This window comes from Sulfurimonas hydrogeniphila, from assembly GCF_009068765.1.
GTDB classification, from domain to species: Bacteria; Campylobacterota; Campylobacteria; order Campylobacterales; family Sulfurimonadaceae; genus Sulfurimonas; species Sulfurimonas hydrogeniphila.
Window position 1 is genome coordinate 421,362 of record NZ_CP035534.1, and the last position, 17,635, is coordinate 438,996.

The 17,635-nt window shown below is 33.1% G+C and carries 29 protein-coding genes and 1 pseudogene; 20 read left to right on the forward strand and 10 right to left on the reverse strand.

Annotated elements, in window-relative coordinates; all coding sequences use genetic code 11:
* Positions 1-263: 263 nt before the first annotated feature.
* Genes ETP70_RS02140 through ETP70_RS12360 form a run of 3 tightly spaced genes read left to right on the forward strand, consistent with a single transcriptional unit; the run spans position 264 to position 1,153 of the window.
* A complete protein-coding gene (locus ETP70_RS02140; protein ID WP_151899627.1) occupies positions 264-518 on the forward strand; it encodes a hypothetical protein in 255 nt (84 codons plus the stop codon).
* A complete protein-coding gene (locus ETP70_RS02145; RefSeq protein ID WP_151899628.1) occupies positions 502-1,008 on the forward strand; it encodes a hypothetical protein in 507 nt (168 codons plus the stop codon). Before ETP70_RS02140 ends, ETP70_RS02145 begins: the two co-directional genes overlap by 17 nt.
* Positions 1,001-1,153, forward strand: a complete 153-nt coding sequence (locus ETP70_RS12360) for a hypothetical protein (RefSeq protein WP_188110026.1) — start codon at positions 1,001-1,003, stop codon at positions 1,151-1,153. Before ETP70_RS02145 ends, ETP70_RS12360 begins: the two co-directional genes overlap by 8 nt.
* 14 nt (positions 1,154-1,167) lie before the next feature.
* On the opposite strand, the pseudogene ETP70_RS12795 reads toward ETP70_RS12360, so the two are convergent.
* Positions 1,168-2,273: pseudogene (locus ETP70_RS12795) on the reverse strand (ISAs1 family transposase).
* 81 nt (positions 2,274-2,354) lie between these two features.
* Here ETP70_RS12795 and ETP70_RS02160 point away from each other — a divergent pair.
* The 4 genes from ETP70_RS02160 (at position 2,355) to ETP70_RS02175 (ending at position 6,240) form a co-directional block, all read left to right on the forward strand.
* Positions 2,355-2,690, forward strand: coding sequence for a hypothetical protein (locus tag ETP70_RS02160; protein ID WP_151899629.1), 336 nt, complete (start codon positions 2,355-2,357; stop codon positions 2,688-2,690).
* Positions 2,691-2,693: 3 nt separating this feature from the next.
* Entirely contained in the window at positions 2,694-3,524 is an 831-nt protein-coding gene (locus ETP70_RS02165) for a hypothetical protein (RefSeq protein WP_151899630.1), read from the forward strand.
* A 365-nt stretch (positions 3,525-3,889) separates the two neighbouring features.
* Positions 3,890-4,810 carry a hypothetical protein gene (locus ETP70_RS02170; protein ID WP_151899631.1) on the forward strand — a complete coding sequence of 307 codons (921 nt, stop codon included), beginning with the start codon at positions 3,890-3,892 and terminating at the stop codon, positions 4,808-4,810.
* Between the two features lie 311 nt (positions 4,811-5,121).
* Positions 5,122-6,240 carry a replication initiation protein gene (locus ETP70_RS02175; RefSeq protein WP_151899632.1) on the forward strand — a complete coding sequence of 373 codons (1,119 nt, stop codon included), beginning with the start codon at positions 5,122-5,124 and terminating at the stop codon, positions 6,238-6,240.
* A 4-nt stretch (positions 6,241-6,244) separates the two neighbouring features.
* On the opposite strand, the gene ETP70_RS02180 is transcribed toward ETP70_RS02175, so the two are convergent.
* From ETP70_RS02180 to ETP70_RS02190, 3 genes are all read right to left on the reverse strand, one after another.
* Positions 6,245-6,496: a plasmid mobilization protein gene (locus tag ETP70_RS02180; RefSeq protein WP_151899633.1), complete on the reverse strand. Its 252-nt coding sequence runs from the start codon at positions 6,494-6,496 to the stop codon at positions 6,245-6,247.
* 29 nt (positions 6,497-6,525) lie between these two features.
* Complete coding sequence (locus tag ETP70_RS02185) at positions 6,526-7,179, reverse strand: ParA family protein (protein ID WP_151899634.1); 654 nt, start codon at positions 7,177-7,179, stop codon at positions 6,526-6,528.
* Positions 7,180-7,245: 66 nt separating this feature from the next.
* Positions 7,246-8,028 (reverse strand): hypothetical protein, encoded by a 783-nt coding sequence (locus ETP70_RS02190; protein WP_151899635.1) that lies wholly within the window; start codon positions 8,026-8,028, stop codon positions 7,246-7,248.
* A 148-nt stretch (positions 8,029-8,176) separates the two neighbouring features.
* Here ETP70_RS02190 and ETP70_RS02195 point away from each other — a divergent pair, with 148 nt between their 5' ends.
* From ETP70_RS02195 to ETP70_RS02255, 13 genes are all read left to right on the forward strand, one after another.
* The gene (locus ETP70_RS02195) at positions 8,177-8,590 is read left to right on the forward strand and encodes a hypothetical protein (protein ID WP_151899636.1); all 414 of its coding nucleotides are present in this window, start codon (positions 8,177-8,179) and stop codon (positions 8,588-8,590) included.
* A 72-nt stretch (positions 8,591-8,662) separates the two neighbouring features.
* Complete coding sequence (locus ETP70_RS02200; protein WP_151899637.1) at positions 8,663-8,944, forward strand: hypothetical protein; 282 nt, start codon at positions 8,663-8,665, stop codon at positions 8,942-8,944.
* Between the two features lies 1 nt (position 8,945).
* Positions 8,946-9,284, forward strand: coding sequence for a hypothetical protein (locus tag ETP70_RS02205; RefSeq protein WP_151899638.1), 339 nt, complete (start codon positions 8,946-8,948; stop codon positions 9,282-9,284).
* Complete coding sequence (locus tag ETP70_RS02210; RefSeq protein ID WP_151899639.1) at positions 9,262-9,588, forward strand: hypothetical protein; 327 nt, start codon at positions 9,262-9,264, stop codon at positions 9,586-9,588. The genes ETP70_RS02205 and ETP70_RS02210 overlap by 23 nt, the downstream gene beginning before the upstream one ends.
* A 10-nt stretch (positions 9,589-9,598) precedes the next feature.
* A complete protein-coding gene (locus ETP70_RS02215; RefSeq protein WP_151899640.1) occupies positions 9,599-9,943 on the forward strand; it encodes a hypothetical protein in 345 nt (114 codons plus the stop codon).
* Complete coding sequence (locus tag ETP70_RS02220; RefSeq protein ID WP_151899641.1) at positions 9,928-10,278, forward strand: hypothetical protein; 351 nt, start codon at positions 9,928-9,930, stop codon at positions 10,276-10,278. Before ETP70_RS02215 ends, ETP70_RS02220 begins: the two co-directional genes overlap by 16 nt.
* 12 nt (positions 10,279-10,290) lie before the next feature.
* Positions 10,291-10,548, forward strand: coding sequence for a molybdenum metabolism regulator (locus ETP70_RS02225; RefSeq protein ID WP_151899642.1), 258 nt, complete (start codon positions 10,291-10,293; stop codon positions 10,546-10,548).
* Entirely contained in the window at positions 10,538-10,741 is a 204-nt protein-coding gene (locus ETP70_RS02230) for a hypothetical protein (protein WP_151899643.1), read from the forward strand. The genes ETP70_RS02225 and ETP70_RS02230 overlap by 11 nt, the downstream gene beginning before the upstream one ends.
* Complete coding sequence (locus tag ETP70_RS02235; RefSeq protein ID WP_151899644.1) at positions 10,719-11,984, forward strand: DUF2130 domain-containing protein; 1,266 nt, start codon at positions 10,719-10,721, stop codon at positions 11,982-11,984. Before ETP70_RS02230 ends, ETP70_RS02235 begins: the two co-directional genes overlap by 23 nt.
* The gene (locus ETP70_RS02240) at positions 11,977-12,351 is read left to right on the forward strand and encodes a hypothetical protein (RefSeq protein WP_151899645.1); all 375 of its coding nucleotides are present in this window, start codon (positions 11,977-11,979) and stop codon (positions 12,349-12,351) included. Before ETP70_RS02235 ends, ETP70_RS02240 begins: the two co-directional genes overlap by 8 nt.
* Positions 12,352-12,378: 27 nt before the next feature.
* The gene (locus tag ETP70_RS02245) at positions 12,379-12,711 is read left to right on the forward strand and encodes a hypothetical protein (RefSeq protein ID WP_151899646.1); all 333 of its coding nucleotides are present in this window, start codon (positions 12,379-12,381) and stop codon (positions 12,709-12,711) included.
* A 21-nt stretch (positions 12,712-12,732) separates the two neighbouring features.
* Positions 12,733-13,095: a hypothetical protein gene (locus ETP70_RS02250; protein ID WP_151899647.1), complete on the forward strand. Its 363-nt coding sequence runs from the start codon at positions 12,733-12,735 to the stop codon at positions 13,093-13,095.
* A 118-nt stretch (positions 13,096-13,213) separates the two neighbouring features.
* Positions 13,214-13,519, forward strand: a complete 306-nt coding sequence (locus ETP70_RS02255; protein ID WP_151899648.1) for a hypothetical protein — start codon at positions 13,214-13,216, stop codon at positions 13,517-13,519.
* Between the two features lie 59 nt (positions 13,520-13,578).
* On the opposite strand, the gene ETP70_RS02260 is transcribed toward ETP70_RS02255, so the two are convergent.
* From ETP70_RS02260 to ETP70_RS02285, 6 genes are all read right to left on the reverse strand, one after another.
* Positions 13,579-14,706, reverse strand: a complete 1,128-nt coding sequence (locus tag ETP70_RS02260; RefSeq protein WP_151899649.1) for a leucine-rich repeat domain-containing protein — start codon at positions 14,704-14,706, stop codon at positions 13,579-13,581.
* Complete coding sequence (locus ETP70_RS02265) at positions 14,699-15,814, reverse strand: AAA family ATPase (protein WP_188110027.1); 1,116 nt, start codon at positions 15,812-15,814, stop codon at positions 14,699-14,701. The genes ETP70_RS02260 and ETP70_RS02265 overlap by 8 nt, the downstream gene beginning before the upstream one ends.
* 214 nt (positions 15,815-16,028) lie before the next feature.
* Complete coding sequence (locus ETP70_RS02270) at positions 16,029-16,385, reverse strand: hypothetical protein (protein ID WP_151899651.1); 357 nt, start codon at positions 16,383-16,385, stop codon at positions 16,029-16,031.
* Complete coding sequence (locus ETP70_RS02275; protein WP_151899652.1) at positions 16,382-16,717, reverse strand: hypothetical protein; 336 nt, start codon at positions 16,715-16,717, stop codon at positions 16,382-16,384. The genes ETP70_RS02270 and ETP70_RS02275 overlap by 4 nt, the downstream gene beginning before the upstream one ends.
* Positions 16,714-17,286: a leucine-rich repeat domain-containing protein gene (locus ETP70_RS02280; RefSeq protein ID WP_151899653.1), complete on the reverse strand. Its 573-nt coding sequence runs from the start codon at positions 17,284-17,286 to the stop codon at positions 16,714-16,716. The genes ETP70_RS02275 and ETP70_RS02280 overlap by 4 nt, the downstream gene beginning before the upstream one ends.
* Positions 17,267-17,635 carry a hypothetical protein gene (locus ETP70_RS02285; RefSeq protein ID WP_151899654.1) on the reverse strand — a complete coding sequence of 123 codons (369 nt, stop codon included), beginning with the start codon at positions 17,633-17,635 and terminating at the stop codon, positions 17,267-17,269. The genes ETP70_RS02280 and ETP70_RS02285 overlap by 20 nt, the downstream gene beginning before the upstream one ends.

The window sequence follows — 17,635 nt, forward strand, 5'->3', positions numbered from 1 at the left end:
TAGTAGTTCCTGCAAACTTTCGCCTTGTATCTTATGATTTTTTTTCATTGAATTATGTCATTTATTATAGTCTGGCACTTAAATGTCTTTTTTAAATAAAGTGGTCTATCAGGTATTTTTCCCTTATGCAGGTATCTGTTTATTTATTTTCTTCTGAAAAGCCCTAGAATAGGGATATATGAAAAATATAACAATGTTGTAAAATTTCGTCAACCCTAGGAAATTAATACGAACTGGAAGCTTACAGTTCGAAGGATAACGAAGTGAAAAAGATAATTGAGTTGCTTGAAAAAATAATAGCTCTATCGCATGGGAAAAATCTAAAAGAAAAACGCTGGTTAACACCAGAAGAATTGGAGATAGAATACAGCTTAAAGGAAGACACAATGAGTAAATATAGGATGAAGAAGAAAGTTCCATTTTCAAAAATTGGAACTAAGCTCATTCGTTATGATCGTTTAAAGATAGATCAATGGCTTGAAAATCATGAGGTAATTGGATGTGATGTTAGAAGTTGAAAAAATTGTAAAAATTAATAAAGAAGAGCAAAATGCATTTCTTCGTACTTTTTCAAGATTACCGATGAATGAAAAGATTGAAGTGATGGCAGATCATCGTAAACTCGTGTATAAATTAAAGCAGATGCATGGTGAAATAAGTGTGTCGATTTTGTCTTATGCTGCTTTAATTATGTCATTACAGATATATAAAACTGATCAGGATAAGTTAAATAAGCTTAATATTACTGATTTAAGTTTGGAAGAAATTCGGAAAATAACGTCAAAAAAAGCAAAAGTTTTTTTGCGAAAAGAGTTTCGGAAACAGACAAGAAGAGGGGCTCTACTAGGATATTGGGCAGTTGTTAGAACTTTGAAAAATGATGAAAAATATAGTTTTCGAAAAATTGAAAGCTATTTAAAAAAGCATCATAGATTTGAGGTTTCTTACAGTTTGATAGCAAAAGTTTGGAATCAATTGGAAAGTAAAAAGGAGTTAAAAAATGGATGAAATTATAGATGTCTATGCGGATAATAAAATAATAATTACTCATGTTATGTTGAATAATGATAAAGATATTAAGTTATTGAGAGGTTTTGAAGAAGACACCAAAAAGAGGTATATACGTAATGTTGTTATTATGGTTGCACGGTAATTCAAGTTTAATACTCACCCAAGTCTACTACTAAGACTGAAAAGCTTATGAGGACTCCATCCAAAAACCTTTCTGGCTTTTTTAATATTGGAGATTTTGTTAATATTCATGATATTTATGGCAAGACTTCTTAACATTGTAGAGATTAAAGGTGCTTGACCTGTGCGAACTCTTGAGCTATCCTCATCGAAACTGACATCTTTTACATAGTGTAAAGAGTTCTCAATTTTCCAATGGCTCCTGATAATATGTGCAAAAGTTTTTGCATCTACATCAAGACTTGAAATATAGTAATGATACTCTGTCGTATGTTTTCCATACGATAGTGTTGTTGCTGTAATCTTTACAACCCTTTTTACAGATAACCAACTCTTTTTGATTTGATAGAGGTCATCATAGACTTCACAAACCCTCTCTTCATATCTCCCATGAGTGTTATGCTCATAATGGGCATAAGTATCTATTGGCTTAGCATCTTCAAGAGAGGTATTGAATATTACCCATTTTAAAAGCTCTTTCTGATTCGATTTTACCTGTGCAATATAATCATGTCCACACTTTACTATTTTATTCAATGTTTTTTTTGAGTATGCATAGCATCCATGGTAATCACACAATTTGTGAGGTTTAAAGCATCTAATAGTTCAACAAGTGCGGGAATCTCGTTTGTTTTCTCTTGTACCTGGGCTTGTGCCAATGTAAGTTTAGATTCTGTTAGAAAGAGCGAAACTATATGTCTGGCTTTCTCACTCATCTCTTTATTTGCAGAACCTCTCATGGTTTTCCCATCTGTTGCAACTATTGTCAATGTTTGTGAATCTTTTGGAGTATTTGAAAGTTGATGAATCCATTTTTGTTGCATCTTCTCTACTGCTTGTGTATCAATTCCCAAAAATGTATTTCTTATTGTTGTATATGCCGGAGCTTTAAAAGCACGACCCAAAAATTTAGAGAGTTCTCTTTTTCTCTCTTTCATCCATGTTGCAATATCTTCATAGCTCCCGGCACCTGAAAGGAGAGCCAAAAGTGATAAAAATAATATCTCTCCTGGATGTGTGTATCGCACTTTATTTTTTCTATAATCTGGTAGTTGTCTAAACTCTTCCAATAATACTTGCATCTGCTCCTCCTAATTTTTATAGGAGTAAGCAAATTTTGTTCTAGTTTATTTAACTGGTTATTAAACTTGAATTACCGTGTTATGGTTGAAGATGAGTTTATTACGAGTAATATGGCAGATACAATACTTTTTAAAGAGGAACTGGCATTATTTAATTATGGAGATAAGCAAAATAAATATTTATTTCCATCTACAAGAACTATTAATCAAGAGAATGTATATAGCTTAGAATTAACTTTGAATAGTGGTAAAAAAATATATATAACAAAATCTGAAGCAAAAGCAATGGTGGGCTTATGGAACATGTCACTGCAAGGATACTCATTTGCAAGGCTCCTAGAATTTGAGAAAGAACAAACATTAGAAACTTGGACGCTTGCCCTTGAAGCTAATGGCTATCTACAATTAGTTGAATAATATATGTATTTTGCAATATTAATTTCTTGGATAGGTATCATTGTTTTCATTTACCATAAGAGGAAAGCTGTAGATCTGGATAAAGTAATGGAAATTGAGGAAGAAGTTCAGCCAAAAAATATTGAAAAAGCAAAAGAAATCACATTGTATTTTAATACAGATGTAATTAAAATTTCTCTTCATAGTTCCCGTGTTTTTAAGCATTATCAAGCAAAGAAAATATACCAAAAAGTAGTCGTAAAAAAACTATATATTAATGAGCCTTTTCATACTACTTTTGTTCAACTGTTACAGGTATTTGATGAAACTGAATCATGGATAAAAAGTAAAAAAACAAAAGAAATTCGATTGAAAATCCGAAATAAAAATGCAGATTATGAAGAAGGAAAAGCCTTTAAAGTATATGCAGTATCTGAAATAATGTTTGACTTTTTGACCAATATTTTAGAATATTTTGATGAAAATAGATACAAAAAAGAAGATCAAGAAAATATTATTTTGGCAGCATTAATTTGGAAATTGGAAGACATTGAAGAGTTGAAATATTTATGTGAGAAAAACCTGAATGATATAGAATTTAGAGAATGTCTTTCCAAAAAAATCTTAAAATATCATGATGAAAGTCATGATGTTTTTCAGATTTTACGAATGATAGAATGCAATCATGAAAATTTACAGTTTTTGTTTGATATATATAATCAGTCATTAAAATATCAACGAGAATATCCTTATATGTTTAAAGGTAAAGAAAAATACAAAAGGTTAAACATTGATGATTTGGCTGATAAAAATATGAAACAGTTAATGGCATTGAATGATTTTAGTGTGTATTGAAGTGTTTACATATTGTGTATTTTGTTGTTTACATCCGAACACTTTTGCATTGTGCTAAAAGCCTGTTTAGCAGGCTTTTAGCATGAATTTCATTCAAAAATAGAAACTTGAAAAAACATTCGCAACTTGCTCAAAAAACTCTTCATCTTAATTTAACAAAAAATCGTGTTATAGTTTGATATTAAATTTTTTACAATACATTGAAATTTATAGGTGGAGCTCAGATAACTTACGAGATATCGTACCATCTTAATCAAAAGAGCCGAGTTTCAGCATCTTGAAAAAATAGCAGATTGACTTAACACTTTTGCCGAAAATGGCGGCTTAAACCATGTAAAATATTGAGAAGGAAAATATGAAATATTATGAGAGGAAGCGTATACTATCAGACAGCTGAATTGACGAAAATTATTTTTCAAGAGGGTGCAAAAAAACAAGATAGGATAAATCCAAAACATCTTCATTATCAAAAAATTGCAAGTTATAATACCATGAAAAGTTATCGTGATGTTTGGAACAATTTTCTAAATTATTTAAAGGAGCATTGGAACGTAAAAGATTGTGAAAAAATAAATTTTGAACATATTCTCGCATACATTGATTACAAAGTTGAATATTATCCATCAAAGCAATATTTACAAAAAATAATCTCCGCACTTGGTAAATTAGAGATAGCATTAAACTACTACTCAAAATTAAAGTATGACTTCCCAATTCTATATGATTTTAGTATAAGAAGTTCATTACTTACTGAAGCAACGAATTTGAAATTAGTAGCAGATAATTATCATAATCGAACTTATCAAGATCCAATAAAATTAATTGAAAATTTATCTAAATCTAAACACAAAATTGCTGCAAAAATAGAGTTAGAAGGAGGTGCAAGAGTTGAGGCTTGTACTTTAATAAAAAAAGAACAATTATTAGAATATAAAATTGATAAAATTACACAAAATAATAAAGGAGTACTCTTTACAAAAGAAAAAGGTGGGAAAGAGGGGAATATATATATTTTGGTCGATACTTATAAATTATTACTTTTAGAAATTGAAACAGTTGGCGTATTTAAAATTAATCGTGCAAATTATATGAAAGATATTCGAGAAACTGCCAAAAGATTAAATATAGCTTCAGAAGGTACGCATGGTTTTCGATGGAATTTTGCAAAAAGAAGACTTTTCGAATATGCCAATGCTGGGTATACATATGAGCAATCATTACTCTTGGTAAGTAAAGAAATGAAACATAATCGAGCTAATATCACTGAACATTATTTAGGTGGTTAATAAAATTTCTGTTTAAAATTCAATAATATTAATTGAAATCTTTAAGTTTCAAACTTCAGTTTTTTAATCATTGTACTCAATCAGAACTGATACGAAATCAAAAAGAACTCATCCGAATTGAAAAATTAAAGCTAAAAAATCAGGCATAGAATTTAGAAAAAATCTTATAATATCTGCATACAAATTGCTGTGTGCAGGGAGCCAAAACTTGCATGTATAGGGTTCTTTCTTGAATCCTTGCACAGAGTAATTTAATAGCTAAGGTTTGGCTCCCTCTAGCTTTTTATTCTAAATAAATTTGCTAAAAAGATATGTACGATTTTTTAGAACAAAATGAACTTGATAAAATAATAAATCGATTTAACAAGATGCGATTGTATCATAAGCATGGATATAATAATTTACTTCCAATAAGTACATTTAAAAAATATGCCAAAAATTATCAACAAGTTCAACTCAATACAAATTTTCATTTTAATGCAATCATTATGGATATTGACGATGAAACATTATTGACAGAGTGGAATGCACAAGGTCTTCCTGTCCCAACTATTCAGACAGTCAACAAAAATAATAATAGAGCGCATTTGGTATGGTTATTGAACACTCCAGTGTACAAAGAATACAAACATGCAGTTGCATACTATATGGCAATTGTTAATAGTATAAAAAAGCTCATTGGCGCTGATTTGGCATATCAAAACCATCAAACAAAGAATTTTCTAAACACTGAATTATTTAGAGTGACCTATAATGATGTAGCATACGATCTTGAAGATTTTAGAAAATTTATTGCTCATGATGTATTAGCTGAACATCAGTATGCTGAGTTTGATTACCTTGTTGCTGAGAGTCGTCATATTCATCTTTTTGAGTTACTAAGGGGCTATGGGTATACAATAGCAAAAGATCCAGACTTGTTAAATAAATTGACACAAAAAGCAGAAGCTATCAATCAAGGTTTTAATAATCCAATAAAAGTTAAATATATCGTCAAATCTGTTTATCAGTTCTGTGAGCAAAATCGAAATAATTTTAAAGATAAAAATCGTAAACGGGTTATGAATAATAAAAAAATATATAATTTGCCTCCACGAGAGTACAAAGAAGAGGTAAAAAGGCGACAAAGTAGGTCAGCTATTCGTACTAGCACGATAAAAAAACTGAAAACTGCTACAAAAATTAAGATAGCTATTGATCAACTTATTCGTAAAAAATTAAAACTAACCATCCAGAATATAGCTAACTATGCAAATATTTCATCGTCAACTGTACGCAGAAATATCAAAATAGTCCAGATTTTTATTCAAAAGTCAACTGGTTTCATTCGCTCTATAAGATTGATAGTACGGAGAGCGAGTCAGGGGCATTTGGATCCAAAGGATGCTTATTTATGGGTAAACTCTTTTGTTCCTTTTCAATTAGAATAATAAATCAAATAAATTTCGCTAAACTGATCTTACAAAGTGCACTCACACTTATTCCAAGTTCTTTAGCAGCAGATTCTATTTTAGCTTTTTCATCTTTGGTAACATTGATAAAAATCTGTTCACTTGCTTTTTCATGAATGTTTTTTTTTGGTCTGCCACCTTTATTTTTCTTGGCTTTATTCATATCTGCTGCTTTTATAAAACTTCTCTCTTTTTCTGTAATTTCTAAATCATCTAATTCTTTAATTTTTGCCATATTAATCCTTATTAAATACTAGTATAAAACTAGTTATTTAGTAGTGCATAAATCTCTTTTGTAAACTTTTTAATCTCTTCTTGAGCTTGACCTTTTTTGTTGAGTTCTTTCACTGTAAGTCCTTCTCCATAGCTATTTTTATAGTCTGCTCTTGAATATAACGTGCTCTCTAAAAGATTAAAGTAATTATGTTTTTCTATGATGTAATTTTGTAAATCTTTGAGTTTTGATTTGGATCTGCTGTCAACATTGTTAAGCAAGACATTCGTTTTTATTTTTTTGCCAAGTGCTTCACTTGCATCTTTTAATATTTTTCTGAATTTTTGCAGTCCAAATATCTCTATTTGAGATATACCAACAGGAGTAATGATAATATCAGCTTTAATAAGTGCTGTTCTATTGATGTCGCTGTCATATCCACCACTATCAATTATAAGAAGATTGTTTTTGTCAGACATATAGCTACTTAAGAACTTTGTTAAATCTATATCATTTTGAGTAACGCATTTGATAGTTGGAAGTTTTTCACCTGCTCGAAGTTGATTAAATAAAACAGCAGAATGCTGGGAGTCAAGATCTAGTATAGTTATGTCTTTATATTTCTTTTGAACCTGGTATGCAAAATTAATAGCGATAGTACTTTTACCAACGCCACCTTTTTGATGAGAGAATAGAACTATCATAAAAAACTCCTTTATTATGAGTATTATAATAGTTTAATACTTGTAAAATACTTATTTAATAGATTGTTATTTACTTTTAAAAGATACAAATTCTTTTACTAAGTTTTTCACTCTTTTACTAGCTATACCTAGCGATGTTAAAGCTTTTATATCTTCTTTAACAAGTTCTGACAAGTTTGTTGCGTTTGATAGATATAAAGGCAAAGAGTTATCTTTATGCTCTTCAATTATGATTTGTAACTCTTCCATCTCTTGTATCATCTTTTTCACTGTATGCACCGCTTTTAAACGCTTATATATAAAATCTTTAAACGCATAATCTCTTGAATAAAACAGCGGAATAGGAAGATTTGCTAAAAAAAGAGGACTGAGGATTTTTCTGTTGTTTTCAGAGCTTTGAGGTCTTTTTGCTATATATTTTTTGACATACGGAAGTTGTAAATATGTTTGAACAAACAAGGAGACTTCTTCTGCCTCCTGTGCATCTTCATATTCAAATTGAATACGTATTGCACTGTTGTTGCTTACAACAGGATGCTTATATTCTCTGTCAATCCGACCAACTTGAATATCTAATCCTCTATAGGAAACTAAAAGATCATTTTTATGCAGTGCTTGTGATGCAATTGCACTGGCATTTGCCGGTGCCGGTTTTTTCTTAGTAGAATTAACTTGAATGATACCATACGCATCGATATCCGCAAGTGTGACCTCATTATAATCGAGAACATCTCTTTTTGTACCAACACGCACCTTTGAGATGACAGCAATTTTTTTTGTTAAATCTTTAAGCTTGACAATTGGAACATCATGAAACTCTTCTTCTAATTTGGCTTTTAAGTCAAACAAATTAACCCCTTAATATAGTTGCAATTATACTGTTTTTACTATTTGATATTTATGATTTGCTCTTTTTGTATATTTTGAGTATACTTCTTTTAAATATAATAGACTACCAAATATATAATAAGGTAGTTTACATTAAAAAGGATATCAAATGTTAATTTTAAAAATTATCGCCGCTTTAGTTGTATTGTATGTACTGTATATAATCGCCATAGAAATCAATAAATACACGCAAAAGAAGTATAGATATTTATTTCTCAATAAAATTACTCTTATTACTTCATTATCAGGATATGGCGTGTCATTCTTTGGCTATAACTGGTATGTAAATGCTCTCAGCCAACATGGTGATATATTAAATGGTCAAATTTTAATGGCAATAGGTGCAATTTTATTACTCTGGACAATGTATACCAATATCGATAAAACAGGTTTATTCACTGGGGCTATTTTTACTGTTATACAACAGGTACTTTATTTAGTAGTAGGTGCAGCTGGTCTTTTTATACTTGTATTATTATTTGCAGTATATGCTCAAGCAAAGCCGGTGTATAGAATAGATTAATGATTTTGACACTTTGCAATAAAACAGACAGAGGATAGAAAAAATAATTATAATATAAAAAAGGAGCCAATAATGCGAAGTGCTAAAAAGGTACTGGCAATAATAATTTTTTTACTGGGAGGCATCATACTGATGCAATTAGGGGGTATGAATAGCACACAAACTACCAAAAAACAAACAATTCTCGCTTTCCAAAGAGGCAAGAGCTTAATCTGTCAAGATTCCCTTGGAGGCAGAGCCTCCATTCTTGTAAATAAAAAGAGAGATTGGCATATTTATAAAAAGCAATATTTTAAAAAAGGTGATGAATTGATAAATGTTGCATATTGTACTTTAGTAGACGCAGGAGAGTAAGATGAACAGTGCAATTATTTTAATAACGCTTTTAGGAATCTTTTCTCTTACCGTTACTTTTATAGCATTGCGTAACGCGCCATTGAAAAAAGAAGATATACATAATCAGGATAAACCAGTCCCCTTACCACAAAAGAGCATCAAGCTTTTTAATGCAAGTGGTAAATTACTTTTAGAATATACAGATTGTTATGTAACGCATTTTAGCCAAACACTTTATCTCTTGTCACACCAATATAAAGGGGAGGCTTTTTTAAAGATTGACAAAGGAAGCGATATGCTTTTACTTATTGAAAACCATCTAGAAGGAGAAACAGATGCAACAAACGAAGTCAAATAATAGTAAAGAACCAAACACAGCGTTCTATTCAAGAGAGAACCTGCAAAAGAGTTTAGCACACGCACTCGACAAAATTCGCTCAAAAAATTGTGAAGCAATTTATATCACAAAAAATGAAAAAAGTTCTGCAGAAGCAGTCATGCTTGATATCAATGAATATGAATATTTACAACAAAGATTACAAACATACAATGCACTGTTGCATGATGTAGCAGATAAAACACTATCCCAAAAGCTCAATACCATAGAACAAAAGATTGATGCAATACAAGAGGGTATAGACATTATTAAATATGTGAAATAAAGGAGAAAAGATGTTTGCATTTATAGACCCAGATATGATAAAAGCCGTTATATTGTTGATTCTAACCATCTATGCATTTTATGGAAGTCTTAGTTTGGATGGTTCAAAACCATCTCTTTTAAAAGCAATTCATGCTTTGATAATTACTGCTATAGCGTATGTGTTTGTAAGTGCATACAATGATAAAGAGGATGCTATTGCAAATACAAAAGCATTTTTGCATAAAAGTGTCTTTGTCTGTAAAAACAGTGAAAACCTCTACCGTGTGAGTAAAAAAGATGGCTGGAGTGTTGATGGGTATTATTTTATAAAAGACTCCTTGATGATTCGAGCAGACGGATGCAAGAGGAAATAATGCTGGAGTATATTGATGATACGACAGCAATTAGTTTGGCTCTTGTTGCTTACAGCCTAAATGATGAAGAAAGAAGCTTTTTAGGACTTTCTCTCTTGATGCTTGGGGTGAGTGTAGTGTTATTAATTGATGACTTAGATGATAACAATAAAAAAAAGATACTTTTTAATAAGAATGCTGCATTTACATGTAAGGCGGATAACTCTCTTATTGTAAAAAAAGATTTGGGTTATAGAAGTGAGAGTATCTATTTTATAAAAGATAAAAAGCGCTATAAAATTCAAGATTGCCATCTTGTAAAAAACAGTTCAAAAACAGATACAACTACAAAGTAAAGGAGTTTTTATATGCAAACACAAAAAAGTTATAGAATCACCCTCTACAGAGAGGTCAACCATAAAATCAGATACTACAAACTCTCACTGATGCTTAACCTCTTTGGTGAGTTTATTTTTTCTAAAGAGTACGGCTCGCTTAAACGCCCTAAACCAACACGGGTAATTGAGGAGTATTATAAAAGCTATAAAGAGGCCTACACCCACCTGCAAAGCAAACTCCAACAAAAGTATAAAAAAGGCTACAAGGAGTGTATCAATGAAAGATGAAGAGATAGAATTTACCCTGCCAAAAGAGCTCTATGAACAACTCAAACACTTAGCAGAGAGTTCAGATATGAGTATAGAGGATATATCAATAGCAGCCCTGGAGGCATTTGTTAAAAAATATAAAAACTACACAAAAGATGAGTATTACAAAGAAAGAGGAGAAAAAACTTATGAATACAGCAGCAACAATTAAGTGCCCAAACTGTGGCAGTGAAATTAACATAGAAGAAGCACTCTACTCCAAACTTCAAACAAAGTTTGATGTAGACAGGGAGAGTGAGCGCAAGAAATATAAACTTGCGATGCAAAACCTCTCTGCCCAAAAAGAGGCAATCGAGGAAAAAGAAGCAGCCTTTGAGCATAAACTCCAAGAGGCACTTAGTCAAACACTAAGCAAAGAGAAGACAAAAATGCAGTACGAACTCACAGAGAGTATCAAGAAAAACCTTTTAGAGGAGAACGCTCTGCAACTCAAACAGCTCCAAAGCGAACTCGACCAAAAGTCCAAACAGCTCCAGGAGCTCAATTTGCAAAAAGCAAAGGTGGCCCAACTAGAGCGAGAAAAGGAGGAACTCTCCTCTAAAATAAAAGCTGAAGCACAAATTGAGCTTAATAAAAAAATCCAACTAGAACGCCAAAAAGCAATCGAGGAGGCAGCCCAGGCAAATGAGATGAAACTCAAAGCCAAAGAGGAGCAGTTAGACCAGATTAAAAAACAGCTTGAAGATGCCAAACGCAAAGCAGAGCAGGGGAGTCAACAACTCCAGGGTGAAGCACAGGAAAAAAGTATAGAGGAGTATCTTAGCCTCACATTTAAATATGATGAAATAACAGAGATAAAAAAAGGAGCCTTTGGAGCTGATTGTATCCAAACCATCAACACCCCTGATTTTACAAACTGTGGAAAAATCTGTTATGAGTCTAAAAATACCAAAACCTTCTCCAATGATTGGATTGCCAAACTCAAATCCGATATGCTTGATGCCAAAGCCGATGTTGGAGTCTTAGTCACTGCCGCCAAACCAAAGGGTATGGAGCAGATGGGATTTATTGATGGTATCTGGGTTTGCTCTTACGATGAGTTTAAAGGGAGTGCTGCTCTAATTAGAGAGGGAATTATTGCAAGTTATATGGCTGCAAAAAGCCAGGAGAATAAAACAGATAAGATGACACTGCTGTATAACTACTTTAGCGGCAATGAGTTTAGTATGCAACTCCAGGCAATAGTATCTGGTTTTATGGCGATGCAAGAAGAACTCAACAAGCAAAAACGCTCTGTTATGGCAAGCTGGAGTCGACAACAAAAACAGATCGATACCGTACTGCTCAATACTACCAATATGTATGGAAATATAAAAGGCATTGCCGGTAATGCAATTGCCAATGTAGAAGCTTTAGAATTAGAACACTTTGAGGAGGAGGGCGAAGATGTTTGAGTATATCAATCCATTTTTTGGGGTGATGCTGCTTTTGGTTATATTTGTCACTCTTTTATTGACGTTTTATGCAATAGGAGAAAAGCAAGCAAAAGGTACAAACTTTAAAGCTCCCTATTTTATGTATGGCGCTTCTGCTCTTTTACTCTTTATGCTTGTTTGGGATGCAACTGACACAAAACATAAAATCCATAATAATATTACAGCCTTCAATGCAAACAGAGCCCTCTCTTGTCAAGCTGCTGGACTCAAGCGTATCATCTCTAAAGCCAAAGGGTGGTATCTGCTTGATACCAACCACTTTAGCAATGGGGACGCTATTATTGCCAATAGTTTGTGTGAAGTGTTACAGATCAAGAAAAAATAATAAAACAAAAATAAGGAGTAAACAAAGATGTTTGAGTATTTTAATTATGGTGGATTTTTTTTCTTGGTGTTTTTAATGCTGATAAGTTTTAAAATGCGAGAGGAGATAGCACCGCTTTATGGACTGTTCATATTGGTATTAGTCCTGATAGTATATGATGCTTACGCATCATATAGTGATGCCAAGAGTAATTTGAAAGCTTTTGAATATGGAAATACACTTACTTGCAGAAGTGGTGGTGGTGCTTATGGTGGTGTACAAAAATACAGTGTCTCTAAAGCAGAGGGTTGGAGAGTGCATAAGAGTTATTTTATTCATGACTCTTTAATGATTCGTGCCGATAAGTGCGAGCTACAATAAAAAAAGAAGGAGAGAAGAGAAATGGTTGGATTTGAGACAATGCTCTTTGATTATAATGAAGGATTAACACGCTTGGGTATTAATCACCCCTACATCACCGGTTTTGATTTTTTTATGAATATTATTCTCACTGCAATTTTAATGTTTGGATTTGAAAAGACAGTTGTTGCAAGTGGCATATTTGATAAGTATGAAGATCATATAACACTCTTTACGATGAGTATAGTTGTAGTGGGACCAATTGTTATAGGAATATATTTTCATGAATATACAGAAGTACTTCTATTTACAGTCTTTGTTCTTATTGTTCTTGCAGTAGCAATATTTGATATATTTGAAGATTTTAGAACCTATCTTGATGAGAAGTTTGGATGGCTTTTTTAAAAAGGCAGGGCATGTTTATTTTTGAGTTTTTTGCTCATATCACACGAATTTATTAATTGACAAAACTTGTCCATCTAATTTCCTATAATCCTTACACTTCAAAAAAAGGAACAAGAAGATGAAAAAAATAATAATAGGTGCAGTTTTGGCATCAACAATGGCATTGGCAGGTAGTTACACTTTAGCTCCAGATGGTAGTTATGTTAGCGGGGATACTGCAACTTTAGCTCCTGACGGCACATATGCAGGAGGTAATAGTGCAACACTAACTCCAAATGGTTCTTATGTAGGGGGTTCGAGCAGTACTATGACGCCAAATGGTAATTATGTAGGTGGATCAACAAGCACTTTGGCCCCTGATGGCTCTTATGTTGGTGGTAATACTGCAACTTTGGCGCCTGACGGTTCTTATGTAGGGCAATGATTTTTAGCATAGCTTTTATTGCTATGCTCATGTAAAAGTTCTTTGCATGCAAAAATAAGCTATCGTTGCGGCACCCAATTTTCTTTCACATCACCAAACTCTTCTTCTTTATCAGGATGCAGAAATTTTTTTACCATCTGCTCAATATATCTATCCATTTTTTGGTATTCCTGTGCAAACTCTTCATGTGAAATATACTTGACAAGAGGTTCTTGTTTGTAGCGATGGGTGATTATTTTCATCTGCTGTGCCTCTTGAATATACTCATCATGGCGGCTTATAACTTCAAAGCCTTCTTTTAACAGCTTTTTGTTGGGTAATGTGTCAATTGTATATACTGTTTCTGAATATTTTATCTTGATATAACCACGGGAGATAAGCTTGTCTATAGATGCTGGAAGTACATCTAATTCCCTTTTTCCATAATCAAACTCTTTAAGTTTTGGTAAGTGACATAGATCTTCTCGTATCTCTGTAAGCGAATCACATATAAGCACTTCTAAGTTTTTTAGATTTGCTATCTCTGATGGCAGTTGTTTTATTTTTGTATCACGCATAGTTAAATTTTTTAGATTTTTTAAACTACACAATGAGACTGGAAAATTTACAAAAGGGATTCTACACAAACTTACCTCTTCAAGCTCCGGGAATTGTTTGATAAAATCTAATATACAAAGCCTTTTAAAAGACTGTATAATGAGCTTTTTAAGGTTATGCAGCGGTTTTTGCGATATTGGCAAAATCTCAAGGTCTAAGCAATTCTCTAAAACAAGCATTTCCAAACCTGGTATCTCTACAAGACAAAGCGGCAAAGATTTAACATGGGTACAGGCAGCTATAACAAACTCTTTTAAATTTGTTAATTGTCCAATCTCTTCGGGAATCATTTTTAGTTTCAGTGAAATGAGCTTTAAACTCTGCAGCTTTTTCAATCTTGTAATTTCAAGAGGCAGAGCTTCCAATAGATAAACAGTATCTATAGTGAGATCTTTGAGGTTTTGCAGATACTCTATCTCTGGTGCTATAAAGCCGTCTAATTTTTTTGATGCTTCAAAGCTGATCTTTAAAGTTTCAAGTGAGAGCAGTTCCTCTTTACTCTTGCCTATGAGGTCATCTATTTTATACTCGTCTGCCCATGCTAAAAGCTTCTCTGTCCAAGTTTGTTCGTTGTGTGATGTCTCATTCATAAAATTGCTCTTTGTTGTATCTAATGGTATGTGTTGTGTTTCCAGGATTTGGCGCTAAAAAGAGTGCCTCTGCAAAAAGTTTTTTAAGAATTTGTCGAATGGAACGAACACCCAGATCACTTTTTGATGCATACTCAGCTATTGCATGAATGACTTTATCCTCTATCTCAACATAATCTCCATGAAAATTGATTTTGTCAATAAACTCCTGAAGTGGTGATGCGGCACTTTGTGTTAAAATCTTGTAATAATCCTCTTGCGTGAGCGGATAGAGATTTACGATCGTATGCATTCTTCCAAGCAACTCCTTTGGCACATCTTCTTCATAAAGATCTTCAAGGCTTACTCCTTTGCGTTTTTTATTGTTAGGGATATCATTGTTATGTAAAAATCCCATATTTTTGCCTGAACTGCTCTGCTCTTTTTTATCAAGTATCCATTGAAAGGCACCGCCTAAGATAAACTGCATTTTATGTGTAGAAAGTGCAGTGGCTTCACTGCCATTATGCAGGTCCTGTTTAGGAATATTTACTGTGGTACCCTCTATAAATCGTAAAAGCTGATGAGAAACTTCCGAACCGTATTCATCATTGTCCGGATGAAACAGTTTGTCCATCTCATCGAAAAAAACAACACAATGCTCTGCTTTTTTTAAGTCATTTTCTGCTTTTTGCAGTATATCAGCCGCGAGTTTTCCTATATTGTACCCAACTATCCCTTCTGAAACCATGCTTGATGTATCTACATGTATATAGACAGTATCTATGAGTTTGCACGCTTCTTGCACTATAAAAGTTTTTCCTGATCCAGTCGGACCTATGAGCATAACAGGTCCACTGGAGTCTGTCCCGTTTGCATCAAGATAGTACATCTTTAGGCTATGGTAGTAGAGTGCTACAGCTATCTCTTTTTTTGCATCATCTTGTGCAATGACAAGCTTGTTAAGATGTTGCAGTATAGATTCCGGAGTGTGTTGTATCACTTGACTTGTTGTTTGAGATGTTCTTATAATGGTAGTCCCTGGATTTTTTTTGGCATACTCTTGTGCAGAGAGCGGATTAGAAAAATAAATTGATTCGCCAACAACTTGAAAACACGCATTGTTCATTCTTTGCCCCTCTGTCATAAATTCTAAAAAGTATAACAACAATAATGGACACATTATGTCTTTTTTGTTGATTTGAAATTTTTAGAATCAATAAAAGAGCTGATACAATAACTATTTACAAATAGCATCCTTTATCGCATCATAGCTCTCAAGTGCAGCATCTCTGCCTACCTCTGTAACTGTGAATTTTTCCTTTTGCATTGTTTTATTCCTTTTATTTTTCAATAAGAAAAACGGTAATGCCATACTCTTTGGCAATGAGTTTTAATCGCTTTAAATAACGACGCTCTTTTTCTCTATTGATAATGAATCCTACTGCAGGTTTTTTCCCTGTCATTTTTGCATAGTAAAGTGACTGTCCTATGCTCTCTGCCCATTTTTTTGCAAAATCTACCTCTATGGCATACTCAGGTGTTAAACAATCAACCCGTGTTCTGTCTTTGAGGGTGTATTCCATTATACCATCCATCTTCTTACAAAGCTTAGTTTGGTAGTAGCGCTCATGATGCACCTGTGTATCTGCACAGCCAATAAACAACCATGAAAATATGACAACAGCTATAAGCTTCATATTTTCTTCCTAAGTGAGAGTTGTTGGATCTTCTCCTCTAAAGCTTTTTCTTGCTGCTCTTTTTTATACTCTTTCCACTCCGTTTCAATCTCATTGATAAGTTCTCTTTTTATAGCGGCTGTTGCCACTACAACTTTTGGTGCATTCTTTATAGCACAACCGGTTGCACTGAGTGTAAGCTTTGTTAGTGATGCCCCAAAACGAAAGAGACTCTTGGCAACATCTCTTTTCTTTTTCTTCTCATCAACCATGTTTTCCAGGCACTTTGCAAAGTCTGAAAAAGTTCCTTCTGCTTTTGAAAGCAACACTTCGCAATCACTTCTGTTTTTCATGACAAATCTCCTATAAACGGGAATGGTTCATCAAGCATCACACAACACTGCGTCTCTTTTCGCAGCCTTTGTATAAGGTCACTCTCATAAAGAGTTGTTTGTGTCATCTGAAGATAGAGCAGATTTTTTAACTCCAACAACTCGTTAGGAAGCTCTTGTAAAACATGGAGGTTTCTGATATCTAAAATCTCTAATTTTTGAAGATTTTTGATATCTGCAGGAATTTTCTCTATGGGATTGCCTCCTGCAATATGATTTCCGAGTGTGAGTTCTTTGAGATTACCCATGCTCCAAACCCACTGCGGAACTTCTTCTATATAGTTTCCAGCCAAATTGATATGTTCTAAAGTTGTGAGGTAGCTCAATGCAGATGGCATTTCTACTAGCAATGAGTAGCTTAAGTCCAACTCTTTGATGGTGTATAAATCTTCAACGCCCCAAGCAATAATCCCTTTTTTTAACCAAAGGTCATATTGATATTTACTGCCGCCTTGAAGGGATCTTTCATAGAGTGCCTGATCAAGATCTTTGAAAAAATCGATTACTATTTCATATGATTTCGTTATCATGTTTTGCCTTTACATATTTTTCCATGATCTGTTCACTCTGCGTGAGTAACTTTTTCTTTGAGAGCAAATGCTCTTTTTTGGAATCGGTTTTTTCTTTTGAGAAAGGTTGTGAAGCCATAGTGAAAATCCGGATAATTTTTAAAACTATCAGCCACAAAAGAGCAAATACAATTACCCATTTAATGAGCAACATAAAATATGCCACACTCTCCTGAGAGACACTTATGAGGTCATTCATAATCAGACTCACAAGGAGCAATACAACGCCATAAAGTATGAGCATGCCGATATGACTTTTTGCTTTTTTGTAAAAGTTCGCCAAATAGAGATATTTTAATATTCGTAACAT